Source organism: Klebsiella sp. C349492, assembly GCF_042055345.1.
In the GTDB taxonomy this organism is placed as follows: Bacteria; Pseudomonadota; Gammaproteobacteria; order Enterobacterales; family Enterobacteriaceae; genus Klebsiella; species Klebsiella scottii.
The window spans coordinates 1,497,611-1,523,408 of sequence record NZ_JANQCE010000001.1 but is presented as its reverse complement, the minus strand read 5'-3'; the positions used below and the strand labels follow the sequence as shown (position 1 = coordinate 1,523,408).

At 52.8% G+C, this 25,798-nt stretch carries 20 protein-coding genes and 3 pseudogenes; 13 read left to right on the top strand and 10 right to left on the bottom strand.

From position 1 onward, the window contains the following. The first annotated feature begins 19 nt into the window (after window positions 1-19). Both NWP14_RS07175 and NWP14_RS07170 read left to right on the top strand, forming a co-directional pair. On the top strand, window positions 20-310 hold the full coding sequence (locus NWP14_RS07175) for a hypothetical protein (protein ID WP_375215054.1): 291 nt from the start codon (window positions 20-22) through the stop codon (window positions 308-310). A 795-nt stretch (window positions 311-1,105) separates the two neighbouring features. Next, the gene (locus NWP14_RS07170; protein WP_095096556.1) at window positions 1,106-2,041 is read left to right on the top strand and encodes a LysR family transcriptional regulator; all 936 of its coding nucleotides are present in this window, start codon (window positions 1,106-1,108) and stop codon (window positions 2,039-2,041) included. Here NWP14_RS07170 and NWP14_RS07165 read toward each other — a convergent pair. The 4 genes from NWP14_RS07165 to NWP14_RS07150 are packed head-to-tail and all read right to left on the bottom strand — an operon-like array spanning window position 2,022 to window position 8,714. Next, a complete protein-coding gene (locus NWP14_RS07165; RefSeq protein ID WP_375215053.1) occupies window positions 2,022-2,684 on the bottom strand; it encodes a DUF6250 domain-containing protein in 663 nt (220 codons plus the stop codon). The two genes, NWP14_RS07170 and NWP14_RS07165, sit on opposite strands and share 20 nt — an antisense overlap. 13 nt (window positions 2,685-2,697) lie before the next feature. After that, window positions 2,698-5,448 carry a Tat pathway signal sequence domain protein gene (locus NWP14_RS07160; protein ID WP_375215052.1) on the bottom strand — a complete coding sequence of 917 codons (2,751 nt, stop codon included), beginning with the start codon at window positions 5,446-5,448 and terminating at the stop codon, window positions 2,698-2,700. 5 nt (window positions 5,449-5,453) lie between these two features. Then, the gene (locus NWP14_RS07155) at window positions 5,454-7,718 is read right to left on the bottom strand and encodes a TonB-dependent receptor (protein ID WP_095096563.1); all 2,265 of its coding nucleotides are present in this window, start codon (window positions 7,716-7,718) and stop codon (window positions 5,454-5,456) included. A 15-nt stretch (window positions 7,719-7,733) separates the two neighbouring features. Next, entirely contained in the window at window positions 7,734-8,714 is a 981-nt protein-coding gene (locus NWP14_RS07150) for an ABC transporter substrate-binding protein (protein ID WP_375215051.1), read from the bottom strand. Between the two features lie 269 nt (window positions 8,715-8,983). Here NWP14_RS07150 and NWP14_RS07145 point away from each other — a divergent pair, with 269 nt between their 5' ends. Genes NWP14_RS07145 through NWP14_RS07125 form a run of 5 tightly spaced genes read left to right on the top strand, consistent with a single transcriptional unit; the run spans window position 8,984 to window position 13,137 of the window. Beyond that, window positions 8,984-9,751 carry an energy transducer TonB gene (locus tag NWP14_RS07145; RefSeq protein ID WP_095096567.1) on the top strand — a complete coding sequence of 256 codons (768 nt, stop codon included), beginning with the start codon at window positions 8,984-8,986 and terminating at the stop codon, window positions 9,749-9,751. Window positions 9,752-9,761: 10 nt separating this feature from the next. Continuing rightward, entirely contained in the window at window positions 9,762-10,442 is a 681-nt protein-coding gene (locus tag NWP14_RS07140) for a MotA/TolQ/ExbB proton channel family protein (RefSeq protein WP_095096570.1), read from the top strand. Further along, on the top strand, window positions 10,443-10,844 hold the full coding sequence (locus NWP14_RS07135; protein ID WP_095096573.1) for a biopolymer transporter ExbD: 402 nt from the start codon (window positions 10,443-10,445) through the stop codon (window positions 10,842-10,844). Window positions 10,845-10,847: 3 nt separating this feature from the next. After that, window positions 10,848-12,389 carry an ABC transporter permease gene (locus tag NWP14_RS07130; protein WP_375215050.1) on the top strand — a complete coding sequence of 514 codons (1,542 nt, stop codon included), beginning with the start codon at window positions 10,848-10,850 and terminating at the stop codon, window positions 12,387-12,389. Window positions 12,390-12,402: 13 nt separating this feature from the next. Continuing rightward, the gene (locus NWP14_RS07125; protein ID WP_095096577.1) at window positions 12,403-13,137 is read left to right on the top strand and encodes an ABC transporter ATP-binding protein; all 735 of its coding nucleotides are present in this window, start codon (window positions 12,403-12,405) and stop codon (window positions 13,135-13,137) included. A gap of 662 nt (window positions 13,138-13,799) precedes the next feature. On the opposite strand, the gene NWP14_RS07120 is transcribed toward NWP14_RS07125, so the two are convergent. Further along, entirely contained in the window at window positions 13,800-14,045 is a 246-nt protein-coding gene (locus NWP14_RS07120; RefSeq protein WP_223261750.1) for a hypothetical protein, read from the bottom strand. Between the two features lie 286 nt (window positions 14,046-14,331). On the opposite strand from NWP14_RS07120, the pseudogene NWP14_RS07115 reads away from it, so the two are divergent. Further along, window positions 14,332-14,538, top strand: a pseudogene (locus tag NWP14_RS07115) (major capsid protein E); the annotation flags it as partial. Between the two features lie 234 nt (window positions 14,539-14,772). Here NWP14_RS07115 and NWP14_RS07110 read toward each other — a convergent pair. From NWP14_RS07110 to NWP14_RS07100, 3 genes and pseudogenes are all read right to left on the bottom strand, one after another. Continuing rightward, on the bottom strand, window positions 14,773-15,384 hold the full coding sequence (locus tag NWP14_RS07110; RefSeq protein WP_375215049.1) for a DJ-1/PfpI family protein: 612 nt from the start codon (window positions 15,382-15,384) through the stop codon (window positions 14,773-14,775). 151 nt (window positions 15,385-15,535) lie between these two features. Next, window positions 15,536-15,730: pseudogene (locus NWP14_RS07105) on the bottom strand (IS110 family transposase); the annotation flags it as partial. Window positions 15,731-16,340: 610 nt separating this feature from the next. After that, complete coding sequence (locus tag NWP14_RS07100) at window positions 16,341-16,895, bottom strand: hypothetical protein (RefSeq protein WP_375215048.1); 555 nt, start codon at window positions 16,893-16,895, stop codon at window positions 16,341-16,343. A gap of 1,026 nt (window positions 16,896-17,921) precedes the next feature. Between NWP14_RS07100 and NWP14_RS07095 the strand changes: the two are divergent. Together NWP14_RS07095 and NWP14_RS07090 are read left to right on the top strand one after the other, a co-directional pair. Next, window positions 17,922-18,089, top strand: a pseudogene (locus tag NWP14_RS07095) (NADP-dependent isocitrate dehydrogenase); the annotation flags it as partial. 775 nt (window positions 18,090-18,864) lie between these two features. Continuing rightward, complete coding sequence (locus NWP14_RS07090) at window positions 18,865-21,039, top strand: TonB-dependent siderophore receptor (protein WP_375215047.1); 2,175 nt, start codon at window positions 18,865-18,867, stop codon at window positions 21,037-21,039. Window positions 21,040-21,256: 217 nt separating this feature from the next. Here NWP14_RS07090 and iraP read toward each other — a convergent pair whose 3' ends face one another. After that, complete coding sequence (iraP, locus tag NWP14_RS07085; RefSeq protein WP_375215046.1) at window positions 21,257-21,598, bottom strand: anti-adapter protein IraP; 342 nt, start codon at window positions 21,596-21,598, stop codon at window positions 21,257-21,259. Between the two features lie 189 nt (window positions 21,599-21,787). Further along, window positions 21,788-22,582 carry a helix-turn-helix transcriptional regulator gene (locus NWP14_RS07080; RefSeq protein ID WP_331835492.1) on the bottom strand — a complete coding sequence of 265 codons (795 nt, stop codon included), beginning with the start codon at window positions 22,580-22,582 and terminating at the stop codon, window positions 21,788-21,790. 77 nt (window positions 22,583-22,659) lie between these two features. On the opposite strand from NWP14_RS07080, the gene NWP14_RS07075 reads away from it, so the two are divergent. From NWP14_RS07075 to NWP14_RS07065, 3 genes are read left to right on the top strand one after another with little or no spacing between them, the layout of a single operon-like run. Continuing rightward, window positions 22,660-24,729 carry an FUSC family protein gene (locus NWP14_RS07075; protein WP_375215045.1) on the top strand — a complete coding sequence of 690 codons (2,070 nt, stop codon included), beginning with the start codon at window positions 22,660-22,662 and terminating at the stop codon, window positions 24,727-24,729. After that, window positions 24,713-24,928, top strand: a complete 216-nt coding sequence (locus NWP14_RS07070; protein ID WP_375215044.1) for a DUF1656 domain-containing protein — start codon at window positions 24,713-24,715, stop codon at window positions 24,926-24,928. Before NWP14_RS07075 ends, NWP14_RS07070 begins: the two co-directional genes overlap by 17 nt. Beyond that, window positions 24,925-25,788 carry an efflux RND transporter periplasmic adaptor subunit gene (locus NWP14_RS07065; RefSeq protein WP_375215043.1) on the top strand — a complete coding sequence of 288 codons (864 nt, stop codon included), beginning with the start codon at window positions 24,925-24,927 and terminating at the stop codon, window positions 25,786-25,788. The genes NWP14_RS07070 and NWP14_RS07065 overlap by 4 nt, the downstream gene beginning before the upstream one ends. The last annotated feature ends 10 nt before the right edge of the window (window positions 25,789-25,798 follow it).

Here is a 25,798-nt window from a genome sequence, read left to right as displayed (position 1 = left end):
CGCCGAAAAGCCGGCGTTTATGACGGCGGCGATCAACTGCCTGGACTGGATCCGACGGTTCGGGCTGCTGAACAGTCAGGTGAAGTATTTCAATACCGACAATCCGACATCGTACGGTCTTAAACATCACATTGAGGATTTTAACAGGCAAAACCACGGGCAGAGCGTTTCTCACCCGGCATACATCATGAACGGAGCGGTGATGGTGGCGATGGTGGTAAGCGGATATAGGGTAAAACAGGCCACCCGAATGAATGTGTGGTTTAACATCTCACGAAAGACGTTAACGTTCGCCATGAATAAAAAATAAGCGTGTGGTATGGGTTGGGACAGGGCGGGAGGGATAATTTCACTGCCCTGTACCACCCTCCAGCCCACGCCATTAAAGGAATTGTGTACAGGCGGCTTAGGTGGGATAGCCAAAACGGTGATTTTCTTTATATACGGTTAAAATAGCCCTGTTTTTCGTAAATATATTTCTCAGATGTTAATTATATGATTCTGGTTCAGTCGGGACATTCTTAGGCAGGACAAATCTCAGCATACGGCCGCAAGGTGGACAACCCACAAACCAGCCAAGGGTACGAATATGGTAATGGCCAGGATGGACGTTCCCGAATTTGGTAAACAGGCTGACGTGCTGGCGAAACACAGAAAAGGGACCTTGTGAGCGTGGTGGACTATATGCAGACCAATCACTGGCCGATGTCATGATGCATTAGGGGGAGCCGTTAGGATAGGAAGGAAATGCTGTGTATAAGGAAAGCAAGTATAAAAGCAGTTCGGGGCCTTCCGCACCGGAGTAGGACGCGCATAACACACCAGAGGATTTCTGAATACTTCCAGATCTCTGTTCTATAACGAAAGGAATCGTAGCAGTGGAGGCTGCTTGTCCTGCAATGACTAATAGTCAGGACAGGCTTACGAGTTGCTCATGACTGAAGGAGATTACCTCAATCACTCCGCGCAATTGGGTCTATCCTTCAGCATCCAGAATTACCTGCTAACCATATGCGTATATAATTATGATATTAAATTCTTTCAGTTACATTCACGAAACTCATAACCTGAAAATTAATTTCTGTACTTTATGGTTTTTGCACCTATGAATATTGAACTGCGCCAACTTCGCCATTTCGTTGCGCTCGTTGAATTCCGTAACTTTACAACGGCAGCGCAGGCAATGAAGATCTCGCAACCTGCTTTTAGTCGAAGTATTCAGTCGTTGGAACAAACGGTTGGTGCACGACTCATCAACCGTCAGAATCCACTTGAGCCCACCAAAAAAGGCCTGCTGGTGCTGGAACATGCCCGCCAGCTTTTACAGCACAGTCAGGATCTCCTTAACGATATTGCCGCATTTAATGAAAAAGACGACGGTGAAATTCGTTTTGGTCTTGGGCCTGCTCCCGCAGCCTGGTTATTACCGCAGGTGATGGGGGCGTTCTCCCGCGATTATCCGCGCGTACGTTTGCTATTTCGCGTGGATAACTGGCAGGCGTTGGGCGAAAAATTACAGGCGGGGGAGTTCGGATTTATTGTTGCCGATACGCGTAATTTTGAATTTGATACACGCTTTCAGGTTCAACCGCTGATCCGCCACCGCTGGGGTTTTTGCTGTCGCCAGCAACATCCACTGGCACACCTGGACGAAATAACTGTTGAACAACTGTTCAGTTACCCGCTGGCCGCCACGATCCGCCCGCCGAACTTGCACCGGGCGTTGGTACAGCTTAGTGGGCGTCAGGATATTCGTACCAGTATTGAATGTGAAAATGGCTACAGTCTGCTTGAGGTGGTTCGTCATTCGGATGCGATTGGCACCACCAATTACTCACAGGATGCCGCGCAACAAGGGCTGAATATGCTGAAAATCGCCGGGCTGGATGACGATACCGACGAGTTTTATACCCACTATGGCATTGTTTCGCTGGCGGGTGCGCGCTTGTCGTGGCTGACGCGCACCCTGATGGAAACGTTTATGCACGTGGATGAAGCCATTCACGGTCAGCGTGAGACGGCTACAACGGCGTTACTCTAAAATTGCGGATCACCTGCCGCGACCACACAGTTCGAAATGCAAAATATCCGGGCGCGGGCGGCGAGGTGTAGGCCGCGCTGAACCACAATTCACCGTCTACCCACAGGCGGGTGGCGTTATTCGCCACTTCAATCACCATATGATAAGCGTGGTGCGGGCGTAGCAACCGGCTGGCATCGGTGAATTCCTCAAGCAACTGGCGCTTACCGCGACCGTCGTAACGGCGAAAACGGCTGGTGGTATTCCAGTTGCCGCCAATACCGGCGTAATACAGCTCCAGCGCGTCGTACTGGCTTAACTCGCCGTCGCGAGTAAATAGGTCCGGGTTGGCCGGATCGCGCGCCGCCCAGAACAGGTTAACGTCAGACAGTCGGTCATGAGGGCGGTTTTGCATCATGACTTCGCGGGTAAAACTAATGCGATAGGTGCCGGACAGGGGCTTGTCCAGCCACATAGTTAACCCGGCGGCGCTGTCTATCTCCAGGGTATTGGCATCCACGAATATCGCTGTATCCTGCGGTTTCTCCTGCTCTACGCGCCATCGTTGTGGCTGGCCTTGCTCATCTCGTCCCCAACTCAACACATATTGGTGCTGGGGGCCGTGACATCGTTCGATCCCTGCACTGTAACTTAAATCCGTCATGGTTTTTCCTGCATTATTTATCCGAAGAGGTGTTCAGCAGTGCCAGCAACGAGAGCGCTGTGAGTCCCCACTGCGCAACGGCGTTGGTGGCAAGATTGGTCTCACCGGTGCTGCCAGAACGTTTATCAATATTGGAGTCGATGGCGGCTTCCTGCACCGGGTACAGCACTTCTGGCGGTCGGATCAGGCGCTGCTGCTGATTGGGATGGGCAATGCCGCCTTCGCCGCTGTCAAATTCGCGCCAGGCACGTTTCGCCAGCGCATTATCGTGCTGGTACCAGGCGGCAAACGCGGTTAGACGGGCGTGGCCCTGTACCAGATTGAGTTTTTTCACCTCTTTGCCAACTGTCTTACTCAATGCAGGCAGATCGTTGTACAGGCGACAGTAATCAAGCCATGCCTGGGTGAAGTCTTCATCCGGCAGCAGTTGCAGTAATTCACTGCAAATCTCCGCCAGCCCGAACACGGCGCTTAAGTGGGAGATAAATAACTGATCCACCGGGGCGGGCTTAAATTCGCCGCTGTCGGCGTTCATTTCGGCTAAGCCGGTGAAAAAGCCATGTGGCTGTGCGGCAATGGATCGCATGCTGGCGAGCAGTCGTTGGCGCATGGCGTCATCATTACGCCGTTCCCATGCCGTTAGCCACGCAGCGGCCACGGCGCTCCAGTCCGTGCCGAAATAGAGGCTGACAAAACGGGGATCTGCCGCGGGCTGCTGTCCGATTTTGCGCCCAGGCGACACGCTTTTTAGCGTCCGCACCCCTTCGATCTGCTCATCCATCAAATCGCCAATCCGCTCGTCAGCAGTGAGGTAAAAGAGAAAGCGGCGGTTTGCCACAGTGGAGATACGCAGTTGCTTGGCACTGTCGCCCCAGTGGCGTACGTTATGGCGTGAACCGAGCGGTGCAAAACGCCCCAGATGATAAACATCCACTTCCCCGGTGTGGCGCGTCATCGCCTCCGCCATGCGGAACACATCGGCGCGCCCGCTATGTAAAAAGTAGTACCACAGCCACAGATCGGTGCTCAGCTCTGAGTTATCCCACGCATAACCGCCAACATCGTAACGCCAGACGTGGCGATCGCCATCGTAGGTGTGCATTACGTCGCCAAAATCCCAGAAACCGTACCATTTACGCTGTTCCACTTCCCGGCGATAAAAGTCGAAATACCAGCCCAACTGCTCGCGCAGCGGCTGATGCTGCTTGCCGAGAACGCTGGCCGGTGCCCATACCGGGCCAAACACACCTGCCCGCCACAGGTCTTCCCCCTGCGCCACCAGCAGCGGCGGTTGTTGCATACGTTGCGCGATTGCCACCAGATGGCTGTCATCAGGCGTGCGTGGCAGTAAGTCGATAAACAACTCACTGGTGCGCGCTACGCCGTGCGGCGTATCGAAACCGGGTTCATAATCTTCGTAGGTGATATCCAGCGCATCGCGCTGGGCGGTAAAGCTGCCGAGCCCCATTTCATCATGCCAGCTACGCATATCCATCGCTTCCGCCCACGGTGACCACAGCCACAGCGTCACCGTGGCGAGATCGGTGTGCGCGCGGGCAATCTCGAGGCTGGCCGGGTAACTCTGCCAGAAGTTGCGCAGACCAAACGCTACGCCGCCCTGCGCTGAGCCAAGATAGCCGACGCCACCGGCACGCGTGCCGGTGGCCGACAGCACCCAGCCCTGATTTTCGCCGGTGCGTTTGTGGATATGGTAACCATCGGGGTGGTGCTGCGTCAGGCGATAGCTGCCAAATGCCGGGATCGTTGCCAGCCGTTCGGCAACAATTGGCGTAAAGTCACTCAGGGCAGGCGTTGCAGCACCTTGCAATTGTGCTGCGATCACCGCGCTGCCGGGATCTCGACGCAGGCCGGTCAGACCACGTATCGCTTCGCGAAAGATCCCGCCCTGGTCGGAAACAAAACGCACGTGCCGATCGTGAAGCGCCGCCTGCTGCGGTGTATCAAATGCCAGTCCCACACCGCTGATTGCCCGCTGTGGCCGCTCGTTGTCGTAGAGAAGGGTATGCATCACGCGCACCGTTCCGGATCCCGCATACCAGTACAGCCGTACCACAAACTGAATCACGGCATCGCTGCCTTTGCGGTGCGTTCCCCGTAGCGTCAGCACCGCACGTTGTGGGCCATTTTGTTCCAGCACGACTGAATCTGCATGACCGGCCAGCGTGTCGACCGTCTGCGTTTCATCGGCTTCGTCACTGGTGCGAGTGCGTAACACCAGTCGTCCATTGGTCAGCGCCAGGCGTTGATCCTGCCAAATCTCTTTCACCAACGTGTCGCCGCGGCGGGCGATCACTGCCCGCACAGTGCCGGTATCAATGATCCAGCCACTGTCGGTTTCTGTGGCGATGCACGCCCCGACGGGTTTCTCCGGCACAGGTACCACGCTCAGCTGTGCGCCACATGGAACCTCTCCCCCCAGCGCGTGAGCCGACCATTTAACGGAGCCGTCCGGCCACCAGGCCAGCGGCCAGCTTTGCAGATCGCGCTCGCCGCCTTGCTCCTGCAGTACAAACGCACTCTGCGCTTGTACTGCGCCCTGTGTCCACGGAACGCCCCAGGTCACGCCGCTAAATGACGCTGGCTGTTGTTGCTCCAGCCAGTGTAGTTGCACCTTCACTGGTATTGCACTGGCCTCATTTTTCCGGGGGGCGGCAAGGCCCGAGCCTGACCATAGCGGCAGTGCCAGGCTGAGCAGGGCGCTGTCACGCAGGAAGTGACGGCGTGAGTACGGAAAATCGCTCATAGTCCTTACCCTTTGAAGTCCCAACCCACGGTGACGCCGAACAGACGTTCGTCCGCAAGTTGCCCGTAGGCGGAGCCGTAATCACCGGCTTTGATTACCCGGTAGTAAGATTTATTCAACGCGTTTTGCAACCACAGTGAGACGCGCCAGGTGTGGTTATCCTGCTTACCGCTTAACCCGGTGGAGAGGTTAAGTACGCCGTAAGACGGAATGCGCGTGTAGTCGGAGTTATCGACCGTGCCGTAGGTCCAGCTGCGCCAGGAGTATTGACCTGAAACAAACACCTGCAGGTTATCAAAGGCGTTCCACTCGTAACGGGCGCGGGCGTTCCAGCTCAGTCGTGGCGAGCTAAAGACGCGTTTACCGGTTAGATCGCAGGTGGCGGGTGCATTTGCCTGCAACGAGATTTCAGCCGGGCATTTGGCATTTTTGAAATCCAGGTAGCTGGCATCAAGCAGGGTGCCATTCAGGGCGAGGCTCAGGCCTTCTGTCGGGTAAAGCGCCAGTTGTGACTCAATGCCACGGCTGCGGTATTTACCCGCGTTAATCAGATAACTGCTGAGCGTCTCTTCATCATAGGCGGTGGTCTGGAAGTCACGCACTTCACTCCAGAACAACGCGGTATTCCATTCAACTTTACGTTGCAGCCAGTGGGTTTTGACCCCCAGTTCAACCGAACGGGTTTTCTCCGGATCGATATACAGCGAATCCGTACCGGCTTTTGATGCTGCGCCGGAGGAGATATTCAGACCTCCGGATTTCTCGGCATAGGCCAGCGTCAGGTAAGGGGTGATATTGGGTGTCGCATACCAGTTGAGGCTGGCGGTAGCAGCAGGCAGGTGGTTGGTTTGCGACAGCTTGCCGGAATCAAAATCGTTTTTGTTGATCCGGCGGAAAGAGCCAGTTTTCTTCTCGTAAGTGCCGCGCAGGCCGGTAATCAGGTCCCACTGCTCGTTCAGGTGCCATGTGCTGTTGGCGTAGAGCGAGACGGCATTGTCATTCAGCTTGCCAAAACGCTGTACATATTTACCGGTGTTGCTGGTATTGCCGTACCAGGTTGTGACTCTGGAACCACTGTAATAGTGGTCATGGGCGAAGGTATCGAGGTTTTCGCCCCAGTAATCGATACCGACGGTGTAGTCGACGACGCCGCCTTTAGGCGAATCGAACCAGAAACGCTGTTCCCAGATGCGATCGTGCACATCTGCGCCACTGTTGGCATACAGCGGGATACTCAGGCCATCGGCACTTTGCGGCAGAAAGCGGAAATAACGCCAGGATGAGAGTGAATGCAGCGTGTAACCGCTATCCAGGCGCAGATCCGCCGCCAGTGAGGTGCCGCCTTGGGTGACGCGGGTTTTGGACTCATCGTCCAGCGCCACCTTGCGGCCTTTCACCACCGTTGCGCCGACCTGGCTTGCCCGATTAAGGAACGTATCGTTTCCGTTCACCGCATGGGTATCGACCAGCGACATCACCGGGAAGCTTGTGGCTTCGCTGTAGTCGCCAATAAAGCGCACATCGAGGTTATCTGCCGGTTGCCACAATAACTGGCCCCGTACACCATTGCTACGGCTGCCGCCGAGCTTATTGCCGGTTTGCACATTATCGACGTAACCGCCTTTTTCAGTGTGGGAGAGATTGATGCGCCCGGCGAGGGTATCGGTCAGCGCGCCGGAGGCCATCAGCTTTGACTGCACATAACCCCGCTGTCCAACGGATTGCTCAAGCGAATATTCCGGGGTGAAGGTTGGTTTGCGGCTGCGGATATCAATGGCACCCGCGCTGGTATTAAAGCCATACAGCGTGCCCTGCGGGCCTTTTAAGACATTGACGCTGTCTATATCCAGCAGATCGTTGGCCAGCATTCCCGGCCGCGACAGGCGCACGCCGTCGAGAAATTGACCGACGCTACTGGGCATACCGATATTGATTTCGCTGCCTCCGCCATCGCCAATGCCGCGAATGGTGACCCGGGTGTCGAGTGCGTCGGTGGCGGCAATATCCACGCCGCTGATGGCCTGGGAAAGATCTTCAAACCGATACAGTCGATCCTGCTCCAGCGTTTTGCCCTCCACACGTGAAGAGAGGGTGGTTTGCTGGCGTACCTGTGGCCGCGAAGCACTGACCTTCACTTTTTTCAGTTGCACTGTGGTGTCAGTTGCACTGTTGCTGGTGGTTGTCCCGGTGGTATCAGTCGCCTGCGCGGTCGATAATCCCGCCAGAATACTGGCGGTAAGCAGTGAATAATGCCATTTGCTTCTCATCATTATTATTCCCGTCTTTTAATTTGTTTTTAAAAACGAACTGTCCAGCCATTGATTCACATCGACAGGCTGACGAATTAGTTTCGTCTGCCGGGCAATATCGATCGAGTTGGTTAATTGCGATACAAATTGCGCATCCAGGTCAGGAGATAACCGCTGGAATAATGGCGGTAAACCATCCCATTCTTCGCGCAACAGGGTTTGTGGGTAGCCAGATTGATTAGCCAACAACTGAATAAACGCGTCTTTATTTTTATCTTCGCTGGCCCACGCCGCTGCTTTACGTTGCACTTCAACGATCCTCTGCAAAATATCGCTATTGGCACGAGCGAACTGCCCCTCAACGAGGATCAGACCACTTAATTGACCGGCTCCATTTAGATCGCGAGTCGACAGTGGAATATCCGCCACGCCCTTATCCCGCAGCGCTAGTGTGTTATTCCCGCCCCAGGTAGCGTCAATTTGTTTCGCGGCCAGCGCTGCGCTGGCCGCGGCAAAGTCGAGGTTGATGATTTTCACCTCGCTGGCTTTCAGACCCTGCGACTCCAGCGCAGAAACGAACGATAATTCTGCTGCGGTACCGCGAAATAAACCGATGCGTTTGCCTTTTAAATCCTCCAGCGTATGAATGTTGGTGCCTTTTGCCACCGCCAGGTAGTGGTTAATACCACGAGCGGCAACGCCAATGACTTTACTGTCCAGTCCACGCGAACGCCCGACAATGCTGGCGAGATCGCCAAGGTAGGCCATATCAATTTGATGGTTGGCGAAACCTTCGTTAATCACCGGCCCGGCACCTTTAATAAACAGCCAGCGCACCGAAATACCACTGCGACCAAACTCCTGCTCCAGCAATTTCTGGCTGTAAATCACATCCACCAGCCCGCCGCCTGCGGGTTTATCTCCGGCACCAATATCCGATACCGCAATACGAATCTCATTGGCTGTCGCACCAGCCAGTGTCGACCAGGCCAGGCTTAAACTGACCAAGGCATTCATCAGCCATTTCGGAGAAAGAACACATTTCACGCTGCCACCCGCTATTTATTGATTATCCAGGCGGCAAGATTTAAAGGATGGTTATTCTGCTGGCTAATATAAAAATCGGCATTGTATTTTTGGATATTCGCTAAATCAGGCATAGCGCGAAAGTAAGCGGTCATGCATAGAATGGAAATAAACTATGCGAAATACGCATTAGCCATGTTGGCAATTTGCTTTTAAATAGCAGAGACCTAAGAAAATATTAATGCCAGGAGTTGTAGAGAATGACGCAGATTGTCTGTGCCGGTGAACCTGGAATTACCGGGAATGCATTATTGACGCCGAAAAAAACACGCCGGGTTTTTACCCCGGTAGACCAGTTGCTGGCGCTGGCGGTTGCTGTGGGATTACACGCGGCAATTTTGCCGTGGCTGCTCACTGCGCCACCCGCGGTGCCGCCGGTCAGCGTACCGCAGGCCTTACCGATGGAGATTGAATTTGCTGGGCCACAGCCTGTTGCCGTTGAGGCGCCACCACCGGAGGTGGTGTCTGAACCGGTTGTGGAACCGCCGCCTGCACCGCCAGAGGTGGATGAAAATGCGCTCGCCGCCGCGAAACCGAAAGTGCGGCCTGAGACGAAAGCGAAACCTAAGCCGGTGAAGAAGAGGGCCGTGCCGAAACCGAAACCACAACCGGCGGCAGCGGTGGCGAATAAACCGCTACATGCGGCGGTGGCACCGGAAAACCCGGCACCGCCGGTAACGTCGGTCACGCCGCCGCTGGCGAACGCCAATTACTTGCACAACCCTGCGCCTGAGTACCCCGAAAGTGCCATTAACCGGGGGCTGGAGGGAACCGTATTGCTCAAAGTGCAGGTCAGCCCGGCAGGGAAAGTAACGGAAATCCAGATTTACAAATCCAGCGGTGTAAGCGCACTCGATGAGGCGGCGCTTGGCACTGTCAGGCGCTGGTCGTTTGTTCCGGCTAAACGGGGCAGTGAGGCCGTGAGCGGCCAGGTCATTGTTCCGATCGATTTTTCGCTTAATTCATGAGGTACTTTTGATGACTCCCGAACATTTTAACCTAACTTCACCGGAAGGCGCGGTCATTGCCGTACTGGTGCTGTTTTCACTGTTCACGTGGACGGTTGGCGCGCTGAAACTGGTGCAGTATTTGCGTTTGCAGCGTCGTAATCAGCAGTTTCGCCGCCTGTTCTGGCAGCAGGAAGATCTGCGTCAGGCACTGGCACAAAACTCAACGCCCGGTGCGCTGGCAAACCTGGCGCAGGCGGCACTGCATGCACCGGAGCGCCTGAAAGGGCGTAATACGCTGGAAGTGCAGTTGCCGGATCGCGTTGAGCGTGCGTTGCAACAGCAGATCCAGCGTGAGCGGCGTACGCTAGAATCCGGGCTGGCACTGCTTGCGAGTATCGGTACCACTTCACCGTTTATTGGTCTGTTCGGTACGGTATGGGGAATTATGGCCGCCCTACGGAATATTGGTCTTGCGGGTTCCGCCAGCCTGGATACTGTCGCCGGGCCCATTGGCAGCGCACTGGTGGCAACCGGCATTGGTATTGCCGTCGCGGTTCCGGCGGTGCTGATTTACAACTACTTCCAAAGGCGTCTGAAACTGGCGGTCGCGGACATGGATGACTTCGCGCATGACGTCTACAGCCTGATGCAGGCGCAGGGTTTTCAGGGGGCCGCCTTTACGGTCGACGGGTTGAGGGGGGCGGCATAAATGGCATTCTCTTCGAACAATCACGACGATATTATGAGCGAAATGAATATCACGCCGCTGGTGGATGTGATGCTGGTGCTGCTGGTGGTGTTTATTGTTACCGCTCCGATGCTGACCAACGCGATTCCTGTCAACCTGCCTAAAACCTCTGCCGTGGCCCCGGCGGATCGACCCGATCCGTTGGTGGTTAGCGTCGATGGCACGCAGCAGCTGTTTTTGAATAAACAGGCGATGGCGCGTGAACAACTACTGAGCCAGTTGACGGAGGCGCAGCGCGCCAACAGCGACGTAGTGGTGCAGGTGCAGGCGGATAAAGATGCCAGCTACGGCACAGTGGCAGCGTTGCTGGCGGATATTGAGCAGTCCGGCATTCACCGCCTGGCACTGTTAACGCAGAAATAGCCGATGCTCAGTGCTAAGCAGCGTTTACTTCAGCAGGGCAGCGGCTGGCTGTTACCTGTCGGGCTATTAGTCTGCTGGTGGCAGGCCAGCCTTCATGGCTGGATGTCCGAGCAGATTTTACCCTCCCCGGCGCTGGTGCTGGAGAGCGCCCGTGACTTTATTGGCGAGGATCTGCTGCGCGAGCTGCCCATCAGTCTGTGGCGGTTGGCCGTGGGGCTGGCGGGCGGCATTGCGCTGGGTTTTTTGCTCGGCATGGTCTTTGGTTTGAGCCAGACGGTTCATCGCCTGTTGATGCCGCTCTTTACCGTGCTGGTGCAGATCCCGACGCTGGCGTGGATCCCGCTGTTAATGCTGATGCTTGGTATCGGTGAAGCATTGAAGCTCACTGTGCTGATCAAAGCGGTGACCGTGCCAGTGGCGCTTTATACCTGTGCGGGAGTGCAGCAGATCCCCCCGGGACTGAAGGAGGTGGCGCGCAGCTTGCGCCTTTCACCATGGGTATATGGGCAGCGGCTGGTATTACCCTCGCTGTTGCCCTTCCTGATGACCGGCATCCGGCTGGCGTTTTCCCAGGGTTGGGTGTCGCTAATTGCGGTTGAGTTACTCGCCTCCAGTGAAGGGCTGGGTTATTTGCTGGTGCAGAGCCGGCAGTTGTTTATGCTCGATCTGGTGTATGTCTGTGTGGTGGTTATCGGTGTGCTGGGGTTTGCTGGCGAGGGGTTGCTGCTATCACTCAGCCGACGCTGGATCTCCTGGCCTGCTCCGGTCACTGGGGCGGGAAAGGTAACGTCTCCCGTCACGCGCGATCTTTATGGCTGGCTGCTGCCGCTGACATTAATTATGATCTGGCAACTGGCTTGTGCCGTTGGCTGGCTGAACAGCGCCTTTTTCGCTTCACCGCTGACGGTAGGGCAAACGCTCTGCTCCGGGTTGTTGCAGGGCATACTGGCCAGCGAACTGGCTGCCAGCCTGTGGCGTATGCTGCTGGGGTTTGCGGTGGGAGCTGTTGCCGGGTTACTGCTGGGCGGGTTTACAGGCAGCAGCGCGTGGGCTGACCGTGTGTTCACACCGCTATTTTCTGCGCTACGCAGCGTGGCTATTTTTGCCTGGCTGCCGCTGATCACTGCATGGTTTGGCCTCGGGGAGAGTGCGCGGGTGGCTTTTATTTCGCTGGCGAGCTTTTTCCCTGTGCTGTTAGCAACGCACCAAGGGATCGCCCAGTTGCCGCCAACGTTACAGGAAGTCGCCACGGCTTTGCGCCTGTCGCCATTATCCCGCTTGCGTCACCTGGTGCTGCCAGGAATGTTGCCACACCTGTTTACCGGGCTGCGTCTCGGCATGATGCATGCGTGGGTGGGGACCATTGGCGCGGAGTATTTCGTCTCATCGGGCGAAGGGCTGGGCAGCATGATGATGCGCGCCCAGCAGCTGCTGGCGGCGGATCGCATCCTTGCGGGGATTGTGTTGATTGCGCTGGTGGCCGCTTTTATTTCCTGGGCCATCGGTCGGATTGAGCGCCGCCTGACTGCCTGGCGCTACGACTGACAGTGAGAACCTTATGACCTTACAATTTCGCCATATTCATAAAACGTTTACTGTTAACCAGCAGCCGATGGCCGCGCTGGAGGACATTGACCTGACTCTGGCACCGGGTGAACTGGTGGCGATTATTGGTGCCAGCGGCTGTGGTAAATCGACGCTACTGAGGCTTGCCGCCGGACTGGAGCGTGCGGAGCTGGGAACAATTACCGTCAATGATCAGCCATTACAGGGGATACCGTCACAGGTAAGTCTGGTGTTTCAGGAGGCGCGGTTGTTCCCATGGCTGACTGTGGCGCAGAACATTGAACTGGGCATGGAGCAACTTTCGCTGACGCCGGAGTATAAAGCGAAACAGGTGGAATATTATCTGTCCATGATGGGATTAAACGGGTTTGGTCGTGTATTTCCCCATCAGTTATCCGGCGGGATGGCACAGCGCGTGGCGATTGCTCGTGGTCTTGCCACTCAGCCGGAAATATTGCTGCTGGATGAGCCTTTCGGGGCGCTGGATGCGTTAAAGCGACAGCAGTTGCAGGATGTACTGGTGACCATTCGTCAGCATACACCGTTGAGTATTTTGCTGGTGACACACGATGTGGAAGAAGCTCTATACCTTGCCGATCGTGTGGTGGTTATGTCTCCGAGACCAGGGCGAATCCGAGCCACATTGCCTATTACGTTGCCCTGGCCTCGAAGCCGCACCGACAGTGCATTGCAATCACAGCGTCAGCAGTTGTGCGATTTATTATAATTGTTTTATGTTTCCATTTAGATTTGTCCTTTGAATTTTGAGACACTTCGATGCTCTTAAATTAATGACTAGCCTTAAACCAGTCATTAGACCAAGCCGGAGTTAAATATGATCGAAGTAAGGTTGACGTATTACGTTAATCTGCAGGTTGGTTCTGGCCTGCTGGTCACGACTATGGGGATTTTCTCTGGTATGTAGGGGGCCCTACCTAACCTCTGCTCATACCTGGATCTCGGAACAGAAGCTGAAGGTGACCCCGTGGCTGGGCTTGGGTTAGGAACGCCCGGCAGAACCGCAGGGAAAGTGATTTATGTCTCTGCCTTTAGATCGATACCGCCAGCCAGACACAGGTGCAGGCCTAAAAAACGGGCGTACTGGATATCGATGTTCTCAAATGGCTGTGTTCGCCGGCATCGGCATCTCGGTTTAGTCACTGGCCAAGGTGTAAGGAAAACAAAATGCAGCAGGCTAATGAATACAACGATCTGATGGAAGGGAAGCCGCTGAACTCATATATCCGGACAAAGCTCATCAGGAGCTGATGGATATCATGGACATAATGAACCGCAGCGAAAGTCTGGTGACAATAAAGCAGCTGGCAGAGATATTCACGCTGAGCCGTCGGATGCTACTGATCAAGGCGCGACGAGTTTCATTTTCAGCTACAGCTCACTCATTTCTTGTATTGCCGCAGGAGCGCCAAGTCCAACAGGTGGGGCATCTACTGTTTCTTGAAATTTTTCAATCAATTCCGCTGGTATGCCTAAAGGAAATAGCGTTTGGTAAACACCTAACATCGTTCTAATTCTTGGATTTAAATTTTGGGTGTCTTCTCCAGGATTAATCAATTCTGCTATCAACTTGCGAGCTAAAGCTTTACCGATATTAACCTCGTTAATTCCTGCCATGACTTCTCTTGGAACATCAAAGGGATCATTAAATATGACCGGGGAACTCCATCTAAGGCTACATGAATCAAGAACAATCTTTCCCGTATTCAACGGCATATACTTAAAAAATGTCGAACGTTCATGCATTCTGTGGGGTGAGTACATAGATTCCTCTTGTTAAATGTGCGATGGCTTTCATCAATGTATTGCACGTTCTATTGCATCCAAAGATTTCCCATTTCAATTCTATAGCTAAAACGCAATGAAATCATTCACATCCTTTCGTATTTGACTCATGTAACTGAAACACGAGGTTAATCCGCAGATGACCCTGCGCCGCCTGCCGGACGAGGATCCGCAAAAACTGGCCGACCCGGCCTACCGCCGCCGTCTCATTCTGCAAAATATGGGCGATGAGGAACTGGCAATCGCGCAGGAGGTAGAAAAGGTGCTGCCGGAGCTGGTGAACACACTGAGCGACGGCCACAAGGCGCTGGATCCGCTGGCAGTGCTGGGCCTGCTGCTGGCAGCGAACAAGGAACTGCTGGCGCGGGTGGAAACGCTCGAGGAGCGGCTGTCCAGATAGTGAGCTGAACAACATGCTGAAAAAAGCCCCTCATCAGGTGTGAGGGGCGGGGAAGTAATAATACAAATCAGGGCTGTTTAATGTATTAGCTCAGACTTGATCTGACGGTTTTCACTAACAGCACACAATCAAATCTGACAATCTGCTTTGAAAGGCGGACTACATTATTCCGGATGGATCGATAGAGAGGGATTCAAATCCCATTCCTTCTTTTATTCGTTCAACATTAGCTCTTGATGTCAGCTTTTCTATTAAAGTAAATGCAACATTAATAGCTGTTGCCGGACTCTGAGACGTAATAATATTTCCGTCCACCACTATGGGGCGCTGAACAACATTGACTCCCATTTCTAGCAACTGCGCTTGACGCTTACTGCTCAGATGATACGTTGTGCCCGCTCTTCCTTGTAGAGCGCCACTCTTTGCAATTGCTAAGGCACCTACGCAAACAGAAGCAATAATTTTGTTTTTTGCGTTAAATTTTCGGATAAGATTTAGAAGCCGCTCATCAAATGCATCTTCATAAAAGCCGGCCCGACTCATCCCCCCTGGAATAGCTATGGCGTCAAAGCCATCATCATCAATTTCATGTAGTTGATATTCTGGTTCGATAGTGAAATTCCAGGCGCATTTAACTTTTTGACGTAGACCAACTGTCACTAATTTTATGGGTTCTAATCCGTATGTTGTTGTCCAGCCAATGGTATCTGTGAATACACTAGCCTCATACTCTTCTAATCCCTGGCAAAGGAATAAGATAACTTTCTTCATCTTATGATGTCCATGATAACTATACAAATTCACAGTGACGATAGCATAAACACTCTGCATTTTTAACCTGTTGTCGGTACGGTTTTAATCTACCACTTGAGAGACTACGGAGTGAATGTCTGCTTCACGCCCTGAGATATTCGACAAGTTTTTATGGCTTTAGTAAGGGCGACTTTCGCGCTTCCAGTGCCAGCAAATATTTCGCTTCGTCGTACCGGGTTTTGGCCTTCCAGCAGCGGTAAATTATCCTTATCCATTTAAACACCAAAGCCCGGATAGCTGCTTGATGCGATTTTCCTTTTTCTCGCTGGCCCTGGTAATACAGTCTGGCCCAGTATGATGAGTTAACCGTCTTCGCAGTCCATTATCAGGTACACTTTCATCGTCTATTCTGACGTCTGGTATCAGTTCTGTCCATCAAGTCTTGTACCACTCAGGCAGACCTTTAATCCACCAGTCAGGAGGATTATAAGATAATTGAGTCGAGAGAAATTGTCGGCTTTTTTTAGATGCGAGATTTGATCCATCCCCTTCTTCAACGATCCGCGCAGCAATCAATCTGCCGAAAGGAGTTAACCTGATGGCTAATTTATCACCATAAATGTGTGTCAGATTTAACAAGCCCGAGTATTCCATTCTCTGGCAAGAACTTTGAAGGCTCGAGACATGTATCGGACAAGACATTTTTTCACTCAGTAACGTTCGGATCGTACGGAGAGTCACTGCTCCTTCATTATGTATCGTCAATGACGAAAGTATAGACAAAATATTACATTGCAGGGGGGAAGACCGTCGTTTTGTGATGATTTTTTCGATAATGTTAGTTTTCTTTCTGTCCAACAATGATGCCCTCTCAATTTAGATTTAGAAAACAGTTAATGAGTTGATGACAACCAATTGCTATTTTAGTATGTGATTAGAATCTGAATAAGGCCGCAAGTCTGCGGCCTTAAACATTATTTAGGCTTCGTTTTTTTGTCAGAGGCGATTGCCTGCCTGATGATTTTTTTTGGTATGAACAACCAGGAAAGCAATGATATTATTCCTAAAATTAGTCCTCCACATCCTACATGTGTCAATAATTCTACCGGTAGTACGCTATGGGCTGCTTTTTTCCCGATCACAGGGGCGTAGAAGAACATAGCAAGCCAGGCAAGGGGATAAAATACGGACAGTCCCAAAAGGATGGACGTTATTTTTTTTCTCAAATAGCTCATGTCTGTTAATGCAGTAATGATGACCATGCCCAGCACATAAGCGCCGATTCCACCCGCATGATAATGAGCGCGTTGCACCATCTTCCACATTGTGATGCTATCTTTTTTTGCATTGGGGAAAAGATCGGGATGTAGCGACATACCTGAGTGGATATAATTTTTGAAAAACTCATCGCATACGCCGAACAATATTCCCATGATTATATTCATTAAGAGCATTGAAATGGCGAGTGCAAGACCGATCTTAACAGGGGAAAGATCGATTCCTGGTTTGATTCCTTTTAGGGTAGTCATAAAAAGCCTTGTTATGAATGTGTGAAAATATTTGTATATTGTTACGAGGTTGTGTTATTGCCTACATGTCAATCATTCCTAAAAAGAGAATCATTCGTATAATCATCCATATTTTATTTAAACGAAACGTATACGACTGATGTTTATAAAAAATACTCTATCCATTAGTAGTGCGGAGTTATAAACGATACTACATCTTGTGTTGTATATTTCTGTTCATCATAGGTTTGATGTGTTTTGAATATTTTAACAATTTATTTTCAATTATATACTGGTAGGTATGATTGATGGTTGCATATCAAAATAGAGGTGATGTGAGTATATGAAATAATAAGAAAAAGAGCCTCAGCACCAGGAATCACATACTGAGGCAAAACAGCAGTTACAGAATTAATCCAGCAAATGGTGTATTTCCATTAGCTGATAATGAAATTACCTAAATAATAATCAACAGGGCATCAACAAATTGTTCATTCTTGTCATTAATTACAATTTGATACTGTTTATGAAACAATAAAATAAAAATTATTCACAGATGCTTATCATTTTTATTGTGATATTAACACGAGATCAAAATTTGTATTTTATAATATCGAGCACTGTCAGATAGACAGGTTTTCGTTTTACTGCTGTTTTGCACTCATGAAGTATAATAGAAGATGTGATAATTATATGAGGCAATATAGATATATGCTGTCAAAAATAAAAAATAATGTCGAAACAATTATTTTCGTGGTATTGGCTGGCATCTATCTGCTGGCGATGGACGCTGGTGTTGAGTATGTCAATCATGGGCACTGGTTTGTCGTTAGGTGAAAGGTATAGTCAAGAGATGGCGACGTCTTCACTGATGTATGATTAGACGATGGTCGGGTGCTTGATGCATTAATCATCAGAGATACTTCTGCAAAACTAATTTTATTAATATATATCAATACGTTAAAGTTACGATGGAATGCAATAACTTAACGCGTTGCAACCCACTAAAACGCATTATAAACATAATGTTATGTGACTTTTAGAGTAATACTGCTGCGCCACCTGCAGTGGTTCGAAGCCGCAGACCTGATCGTTAAAGGCACCGAAGGCGCTATCGCCGCTAAGACCGTGACCTATGACTTTGAACGTCTGATGGAAGGCGCTAAACTGCTGAAATGTAGCGAGTTTGGCGACGCGATTATCGCGAACATGTAATCCAGTTTCTGGGTTAGACAAAAACGGGAGCCAATGAGCTCCCGTTTTTTATTATATGCTGTTCATTTTTGACTTTTATTAGTTTCAATTATCCGGTTTTTTTCTTACTTAAAATCATCTTAAAGCGACTTACCTCGCGGGTAAAAGCGTAAAACAATTTCGCATGCTTCCTCTATTAACCCGGTCAGGCATCTCTGCTCAGTTTGCGCTTTATTCAAAATTAAGTTGGCTCACTATATCCACGATAGTGAAAAGGCTATTTGACCCTGGGCCCTGACCGGAAATTCCTGATTATGAGCGAGGCCAGGTCACAACCTCAGATTTAACTGATTCACCCGACCGGTATTACGGCGTTACCAGGCGGTAACCCGTGCACTATTGTTGATGAGGGAACGCATCAGCGAAATAATGACGATCAATGTAAAGGTTTGTATGATCCTGAGCACAGTTTCTCCTCAATTTACCCGCACCCAGGGACGCTGTTTCAGGCGTAACGCCGAAGTTAAATGAAAAACCAGATAATTTCAATACGTTATTACTATTCCCATTGCTATGATTTATAAGCATATTAGTGACTTTTTTTTGCCTGCTTATTATAGGTGTCGTTTTGCGATTTTACTTATTAGCGCACTTACGTTTATTTACATATAAAGCGCAAAGCCATCAAATAATGTAGAAAAAAAGGAGGAGCTATTTCACTGTGTGTACAGTGATAATCATTCTCATTATCATAAGCATTTACTTACAAATATTAACTCTTCTGGGGATTATCTAAGTGAATGTAACTTTATGTAAGAAGCGCCCGATTGCGCTGTTTTTGGCTGGCTTCCTCACCTCACCGGCTTTTGCGGAAGAACCCACGGAGAAACTGGCTGACGATGAAACGATGCTCGTCACCGCTGAGCAGGGCCTGAAACAGCAGCCCGGCGTCTCGATCATCACCGAAGAAGACATTCAAAAAAGCCCTCCCGTGAACGATCTCTCCGACATCATCCGCAAAATGCCCGGCGTGAACCTGACCGGCAATGGCGCCAGCGGCAGCCGCGGTAACAACCGTCAAATCGATATCCGTGGTATGGGGCCGGAAAATACCCTGGTGCTGGTTGATGGCGTGCCGGTGAGTTCTCGTAACTCCGTGCGCTACAGCTGGCGCGGCGAACGCGATTCTCGCGGCGATACCAACTGGGTGCCAGCGGAAATGGTGGAACGTATTGAAGTGATCCGCGGCCCGGCAGCGGCCCGCTATGGTTCTGGCGCTGCGGGTGGCGTGGTAAATATTATTACTAAACGCCCCACCAATGACTGGCACGGCTCGCTGTCACTTTTCACCAATCAGCCGGAAAACAGCAAAGAAGGTGACACCCGCCGCGCGAACTTCAACCTCAGCGGCCCGCTGGCGGGTGACGCGCTAACGATGCGTCTGTATGGCAATATCAACCGCACCGATGCCGATGCCTATGACATCAATACCGCACAAAACGGCTCCTATGCTGCCGGTCGCGAAGGCGTGCGTAATAAAGATATCAGCGGCGTGCTGTCCTGGAAAATGACGCCAGCCCAGATCGTTGATTTCTCCTATAGCTATAGCCGTCAGGGCAATATTTATGCGGGTGATACGCAAAACAGCAATGGTAATAGCAGCGCTGGCGGTTTAGTTGAATCGCTGTATGGCAATGAAACCAACCGTTTATATCGCCAAAACTATGGCATCACCCACAACGGTATTTGGGATTGGGGAACGTCCAGACTTAATTTTAACTATGAAAAGACCAATAACACGCGTTTAAAAGAAGGTACTGCCGGCAGCGTTGAAGGGATGATCAACAGCGATGTCTATTCGACCAGCCGTCTCGAAAGCTATCGCGCGGGCGGGGAAATCAACTTCCCGCTGCAGCTGCTGGTTGATCAAACGGTGACCCTGGGCGCGGAGTGGAACCGCGATGAGCTCAACGATCCGGCCTCCATGCAGTCGTCAAGCACTAACTTCTATTTACCGGGTAGCTCAGGCGATCCTTCTCAACGCAGCAGTAAAAATTCCGCAACGATTAGCTCGCTCTATTTCGAGGATAATATTGCCGCGACCGACAGCACCGAGATTATTCCGGGGCTGCGCTTTGACTATCACGATAATTTCGGAGCGAACTGGAGTCCAGGCCTGAATATTTCGCAGGGACTGGGGGAATATTTCACCATGAAAGCCGGTATTGCACGCTCGTTCAAGGCACCAAATCTGTATCAGTCAACGCCGGGCTACCTGCTTTCTACGCGCGGCAACGGTTGCCCGATTGGCCTCAGTCAATGTTATTTACTGGGTAACGATAATCTCGATCCTGAAATTAGCGTGAACAAAGAGGTGGGGATTGAATTCAGTCATGCCGGCTACGCCGCTGGCATTACCTACTTCCGCAATGACTACAAAAACAAAATCGTGTCCGGCACCTCGGTCATTTACACCAACGGCACCTATAACGTGCTGCAGTGGGAGAACGGGGGTAAAGCCATCGTTGAAGGGCTGGAAGGCAACCTGACCATTCCTCTGATTGCCGATACGCTGGAGTGGCGCTCTAACGCCACCTACATGTTCCGTTCTGAAAGCAAGAAGACCGGCAATCCGCTGTCGGTGATCCCGGAATTTACCATCAACTCCCAGCTGGAATGGCAGGCCACTGAAGATCTGAGCGCGAACGTTAACTGGACGCAATATGGCCGCCAGAAACCACGCCAGTATGCGGAAACGTCCCTTGAAAACAATAACGGTCTTTCACAACGTGAAATTAGTCCTTATTCCATCGTTGGCCTGAACGTTAACTACGATATCACCAAAAATCTGCGCGCCAATGCGGGTATCAACAACCTGTTTGATAAGCAGATCTACCGTGAGAACGCGGGGGCTTCAACCTATAACGAACCGGGTCGCGCTTATTACGCCGGCGTAACCATGTCGTTTTAATTAATGGTGGGCGGCCTGAGGGCTGCCCCCACTATTATTTACGGTCCGGCCGATTAATGCGCGATAGCGTTCCTGGCGATGGCTCCCGTTTCTTATGCCGCGCAAAAATTCCCCTCAGCCCTGCTAACCAAACTGGCCGCTACTGAGCCTGTTTTCGCGTCAACGATGATTTGCCTGGGTGGCTTTTGTTTTATCGGCCAGCTATTGGCGCGTGAGCTCAATCAGGGCGCTGATCGGATGAAGGGGAGGAGCTATCCGCCGCTTCCTGGTTTATCTCATCGCCATGCGTGCTGATCAGCTGCGTTAGCGCGATTTGCTCATGGAATTTTGTCAAAAGAAGCTCAGCGTCCGTTTTCAGGAGGTCTTCGGAAGATTCAAGAACCGAATTTATCGCCTTAGAGACGCTGCCTACCAGTTCTGATACGCCGCCTTCTTTGCCGATGGCAAGCATTAAGGCGCTGATCAGTAAAGACTGTGCTTCAACCTGAGCCGCAAGCTGTTTGCTCTCCGCGTCCATAGAAGAGATTTTCGCGATGATGCTGAGAATGACATTGTTCATGATACTCCTCAAATCAATAAGATAAACGGGGTTGCCGATGGCTATCTTCGTTGTTGGTGCGGCGAAATACCCATAGCACATAAATATGCCAGAAAAAATATCTTCAGTGTTAGCAGGGCCGCGATCTTGCAGGAATGCCGCAAGGAAACGGGCGAATATGCTTAACCGCGGTTCATCCGCGCGCGAGGGTCAGGAAGCCGCCTTTTTGCGTTCGGCAAAATAGTGCGCCGGCGTGCTGCCCATCATTTTTCTGAACATGGTTATGAAGGCATTAACGGACTCATAGCCTAATTGCGTCGCGACGTTTTGTACGGACGTACCGCTGGCCAGCTCCTGTAGCGCAATAATCAAATGCAGCTGCTGGCGCCAGCGCCCGAAGGTCAGTCCCGTCTCCCGCTGCATCAACCGCGCCAACGAGCGCTCGCTGAGCGCCAGCCGCTTCGCCCACTCTTGCTGCGTGCTGCGATCTTCCGGATGGCTCACCAGCGCATCGGCCATAGCGCGTATTTTGGCATTGGCTGAGACCGGCAGGCTGAAGTTCTGCTGCGGCATAGCGGCTAACTCATCGAGCGTCACCCGGGTCAGCCTGGCCGCATGGCTATCCGCTGGATACCCGACGTCCTCGCGGGTTAACCGCTCGACCAGCTCTTTGATCAGCGGAGAAACCTCGAGGGTACAGCAGCTATCCGGGAGCGCCGCGGCCCCGGGTTCAATAAATAAATAGTTGAGGTGCGCATTCCAGGTGGCTTTAGCGCTATGGGGGATGCCGCCGGGGATCCACACGGCACAGTCGGGGGGGACGATCCACAGGTTATTTTCCGCGCGACAGATAACGGCGCCGTAAAGCGCGATGATCAGCTGCCCCTTACGGTGGGTGTGGACCGGCACTTCCGCGGCGTAGTCAACGAAATCAAGATGCCGGGCGACCGCCGGGCACCCGGCGGCGTCAGGATCAAAGAAGGTGGTGGCGTATTGAGGTTGCATCGTATTGGCAGTATTTAGGGATTTTTTGACAGAATATAGTATTTAATGAGATGTACAAGCCGGTAATAATTGCCGGTATGAGCAAAATATACGTTCGTCCGTCCCGCCTGCTGCGGGCTAAAAGCGTAGTCTTCCGTCGTGCGGGAGCGATACTGGCCTCGCCCGCCTTCCTGAGCGATGCCAATGCCTTGCTGTACTCCGCCAGGAGCTTTGCGGCCGCGATGCTGGCTTATTACATCGCCTTATCTATTGGCCTGGAAAGGCCCTCCTGGGCCATCATTACCGTCTATATTGTGTCGCAAACGTCGGTTGGCGCGTCGCTGAGCAGATGCGTCTATCGTCTGACAGGGACGCTGGCGGGCGCCGGGGCAACCGTTTTAATCGTGCCGGTTTTTGTCAATACGCCGATAGTTTGCAGCGTGGTGCTCACCGGCTGGATTACCTTCTGTCTTTTCCTGTCGCTGCTTGAACGCACGCCCCGCGCTTATGCCTATGTATTGGCCGGTTACACCGCCAGCCTGATTGGCTTTCCCGCGGTACTCGCTCCCGGCACAATTTTTGATGTCGCCATCACCCGGGTGCAGGAGATCGCGATCGGCATCCTCTGCGCCGCCCTTGTCCACAGGTACGTTTTGCCAAAACGGCTATCAGGACTGTTTAACGGCAAGGTAGCGGAAACGCTGGGTTCTGTACGCCAGACGATCGCCCGCGCGCTAACGGGTAAACCCGATGAGGCCTCAGAGAGTCTGCGGCTGGCGCTGGCGCTGCAGTTCCTGCAGGGGGTCAATCACCATCTCCCCTATGACTTTGCGCTCCCGGGTTCCGCCCTGAAGGGGAGAAAAGCCATCCATGACCGGCTGGCGCAGCTGCTGGTGGTCAGCGGCGAATTGCGCGATCGCCTGCAGACGATCGATGCCGTACCTGGCGACCTGCAGCGGCTGCTGGACGATGTCATAAAATGGCTGGCCTGCGAGGAGGCGGGAGAGCGAAAAATAGCGGGAGAAGCGCTGGAAGAACGCAGCGCCCGGCTAACGGCGCGGCTCGCTTCGGATGCGCAGACGTTCGCACAAGAGCTGCAGGTGAGCCTGGCCCGTCATCTCCGGCAGGCAATCAGCCTGCTGCTGCAGTGCGAACGACTCGCTGACGCCATCCGCCATGCGCAACCCGCGCAAATACCGACCGAAAGCAGGGCGGTAAAGGGCTACGTTTTCCACCGCGACGGCCTCGCGGCTGCGCGTACCGCGCTGGGGGCTTTCACGATAATACTGAGCGGCTGCCTGGTATGGATTTACTCTGCCTGGCCCGATGGCGGCACGGCGGTTTCCATTCTCGGGGTCTGCTGCACGCTGTTTGGCAGTTTCGATACTCCGGCACCCCATATCGTGAAGTATATCGTCGGCTCAGCCTATGGCGTGACGGCGAGCCTGATCTACAGCTTCGTCCTCCTTCCTCAGATTACCGATTTCAACGTGCTGGTTGCGGCGCTTGCTCCGGTCTATTTACTGGCCGGATCGCTGCAGGCGCGGCCGCCCACCACGTTTATGGCTATGGGGATTACGCTGACGCTGCCCATTTTGTGCGAGCTAGGCGCCCACTACAGCGGAGACTTCGCCGTGGCGGTCAATACGGTCATCGCCCTATTTGCCGCGACCGGTTTTGCCGTGGTGAGCATGAGCGCGCTGCAAACGGTGCAGGCAGACTCCGCCATCAATCGTCTGCTGCGCATTTGCCGGCGCGACGTCAGGCGCAGCCTGAAGGGAACTTTTGCGCCGGATGAGGCGCGGTGGACGAATTTGATGATCGACCGAACGGCGCTCCTGCTGCCGCGCCTGCAGCGAAGCCGGCAATCGTCGGGGCAGGCGCTCAACCAAATGCTGCACCATCTGCGCGTGGGGCTCTGCGTTATGCGGTTACGCCGTTTACGCCTTCAGATGGGGAGTGAAGCGGTAACGGAGATTGACGAGCTGCTTTCCCGGCTGGCCCGCAGGGAAAACACCGCGGCGTTACGCCAGCGAATCGAAGCCATAGCTGAGCGTTATTCTCCGACGACGGATGATCCATCGCGCCGGCTGACAGACGAGCTGGTTGATCTGCACTGTGCCTTGAGAGAACAAAACAGGGAGCCATCCGATGATGAGCGACGTTAATTTTGGCGGAGTCTTCGTCCCCGGTCTGCTGGTGGTCGCTCTGGTGGCCTTAGCGTGTACGCTGCTGCTGGTGCCGCTTTTCACTTTCAGCAGGCTGTACCGCAGTTTGCCCGCTCGCCCGCTGATCGGGTTCGCAACTTATATTTTTACCTTTTTCCTGCTTATGCAGGGACTTAACGAGCTGGGGTTATTAGCATGAAGTCATTTCTATCTCTGTTGAGCCGCTACGCGCTGACGCTAAGCGCGGTCGCGGCGGCGTCCATTCTGGCTTTCACGATGTGGCAGCATTATGCCGAGAAACCCTGGACCCGGGATGGTCGGGTTCGTGCGGATGTGGTGCGGATTGCGCCGGATGTTTCCGGGCCCGTAAACGGCGTGGCAGTGAGGGATAATCAGTGGGTCAATCAGGGCGATATTCTCTATACGATCGATCCGCACTGGCTGAAGCTGGCGGTGGTCAGCGCCCAGGCCGAAGTTGAAGCCAGGCGCCATGAGATGTCCATGCGCCAGGATGCCGCCCGTAGACGCGCGCAGCTCAGAAGCGTGATTTCAAAAGAGGATCTCCAGCAAACGGACAGCGCGGCGAACGTCGCGGCGGCGAACTATCATGGCGCGCTGGCGTCGCTGGAGCTGGCGCAGCTTAACTTATCCCACGCCACGGTTCGGGCGCCGGTCGCGGGCTACGTCACGCATCTCAGGCTGCGTCCCGGTGATTACGCCACCGCCGGAGTGACCACCGTTGCCGTTATCGATGCGCAGAGCTTCTGGATTGTGGGCTATTTTGATGAGACGAAGCTGCGTCATATTCGCGTGGGCGATACCGCGCAGATCGCGCTGATGGGATTTGAACCGGCCATAACCGGCCACGTTGAGAGTATCGGACGCGGGATAGGCGACAGCAATGACGAGACGGGCGGGCTGGGTCTACCGGAGGTAAACCCGACCTTTAGCTGGGTGCGGCTTGCGCAGCGAGTGCCGGTACGTATCCATATAGACACGCTACCGGCGGGGATCGAGCTCGTCGCCGGCCTGTCCGCGAGTATCGCCATCATCCCTTAATGGCGAATAA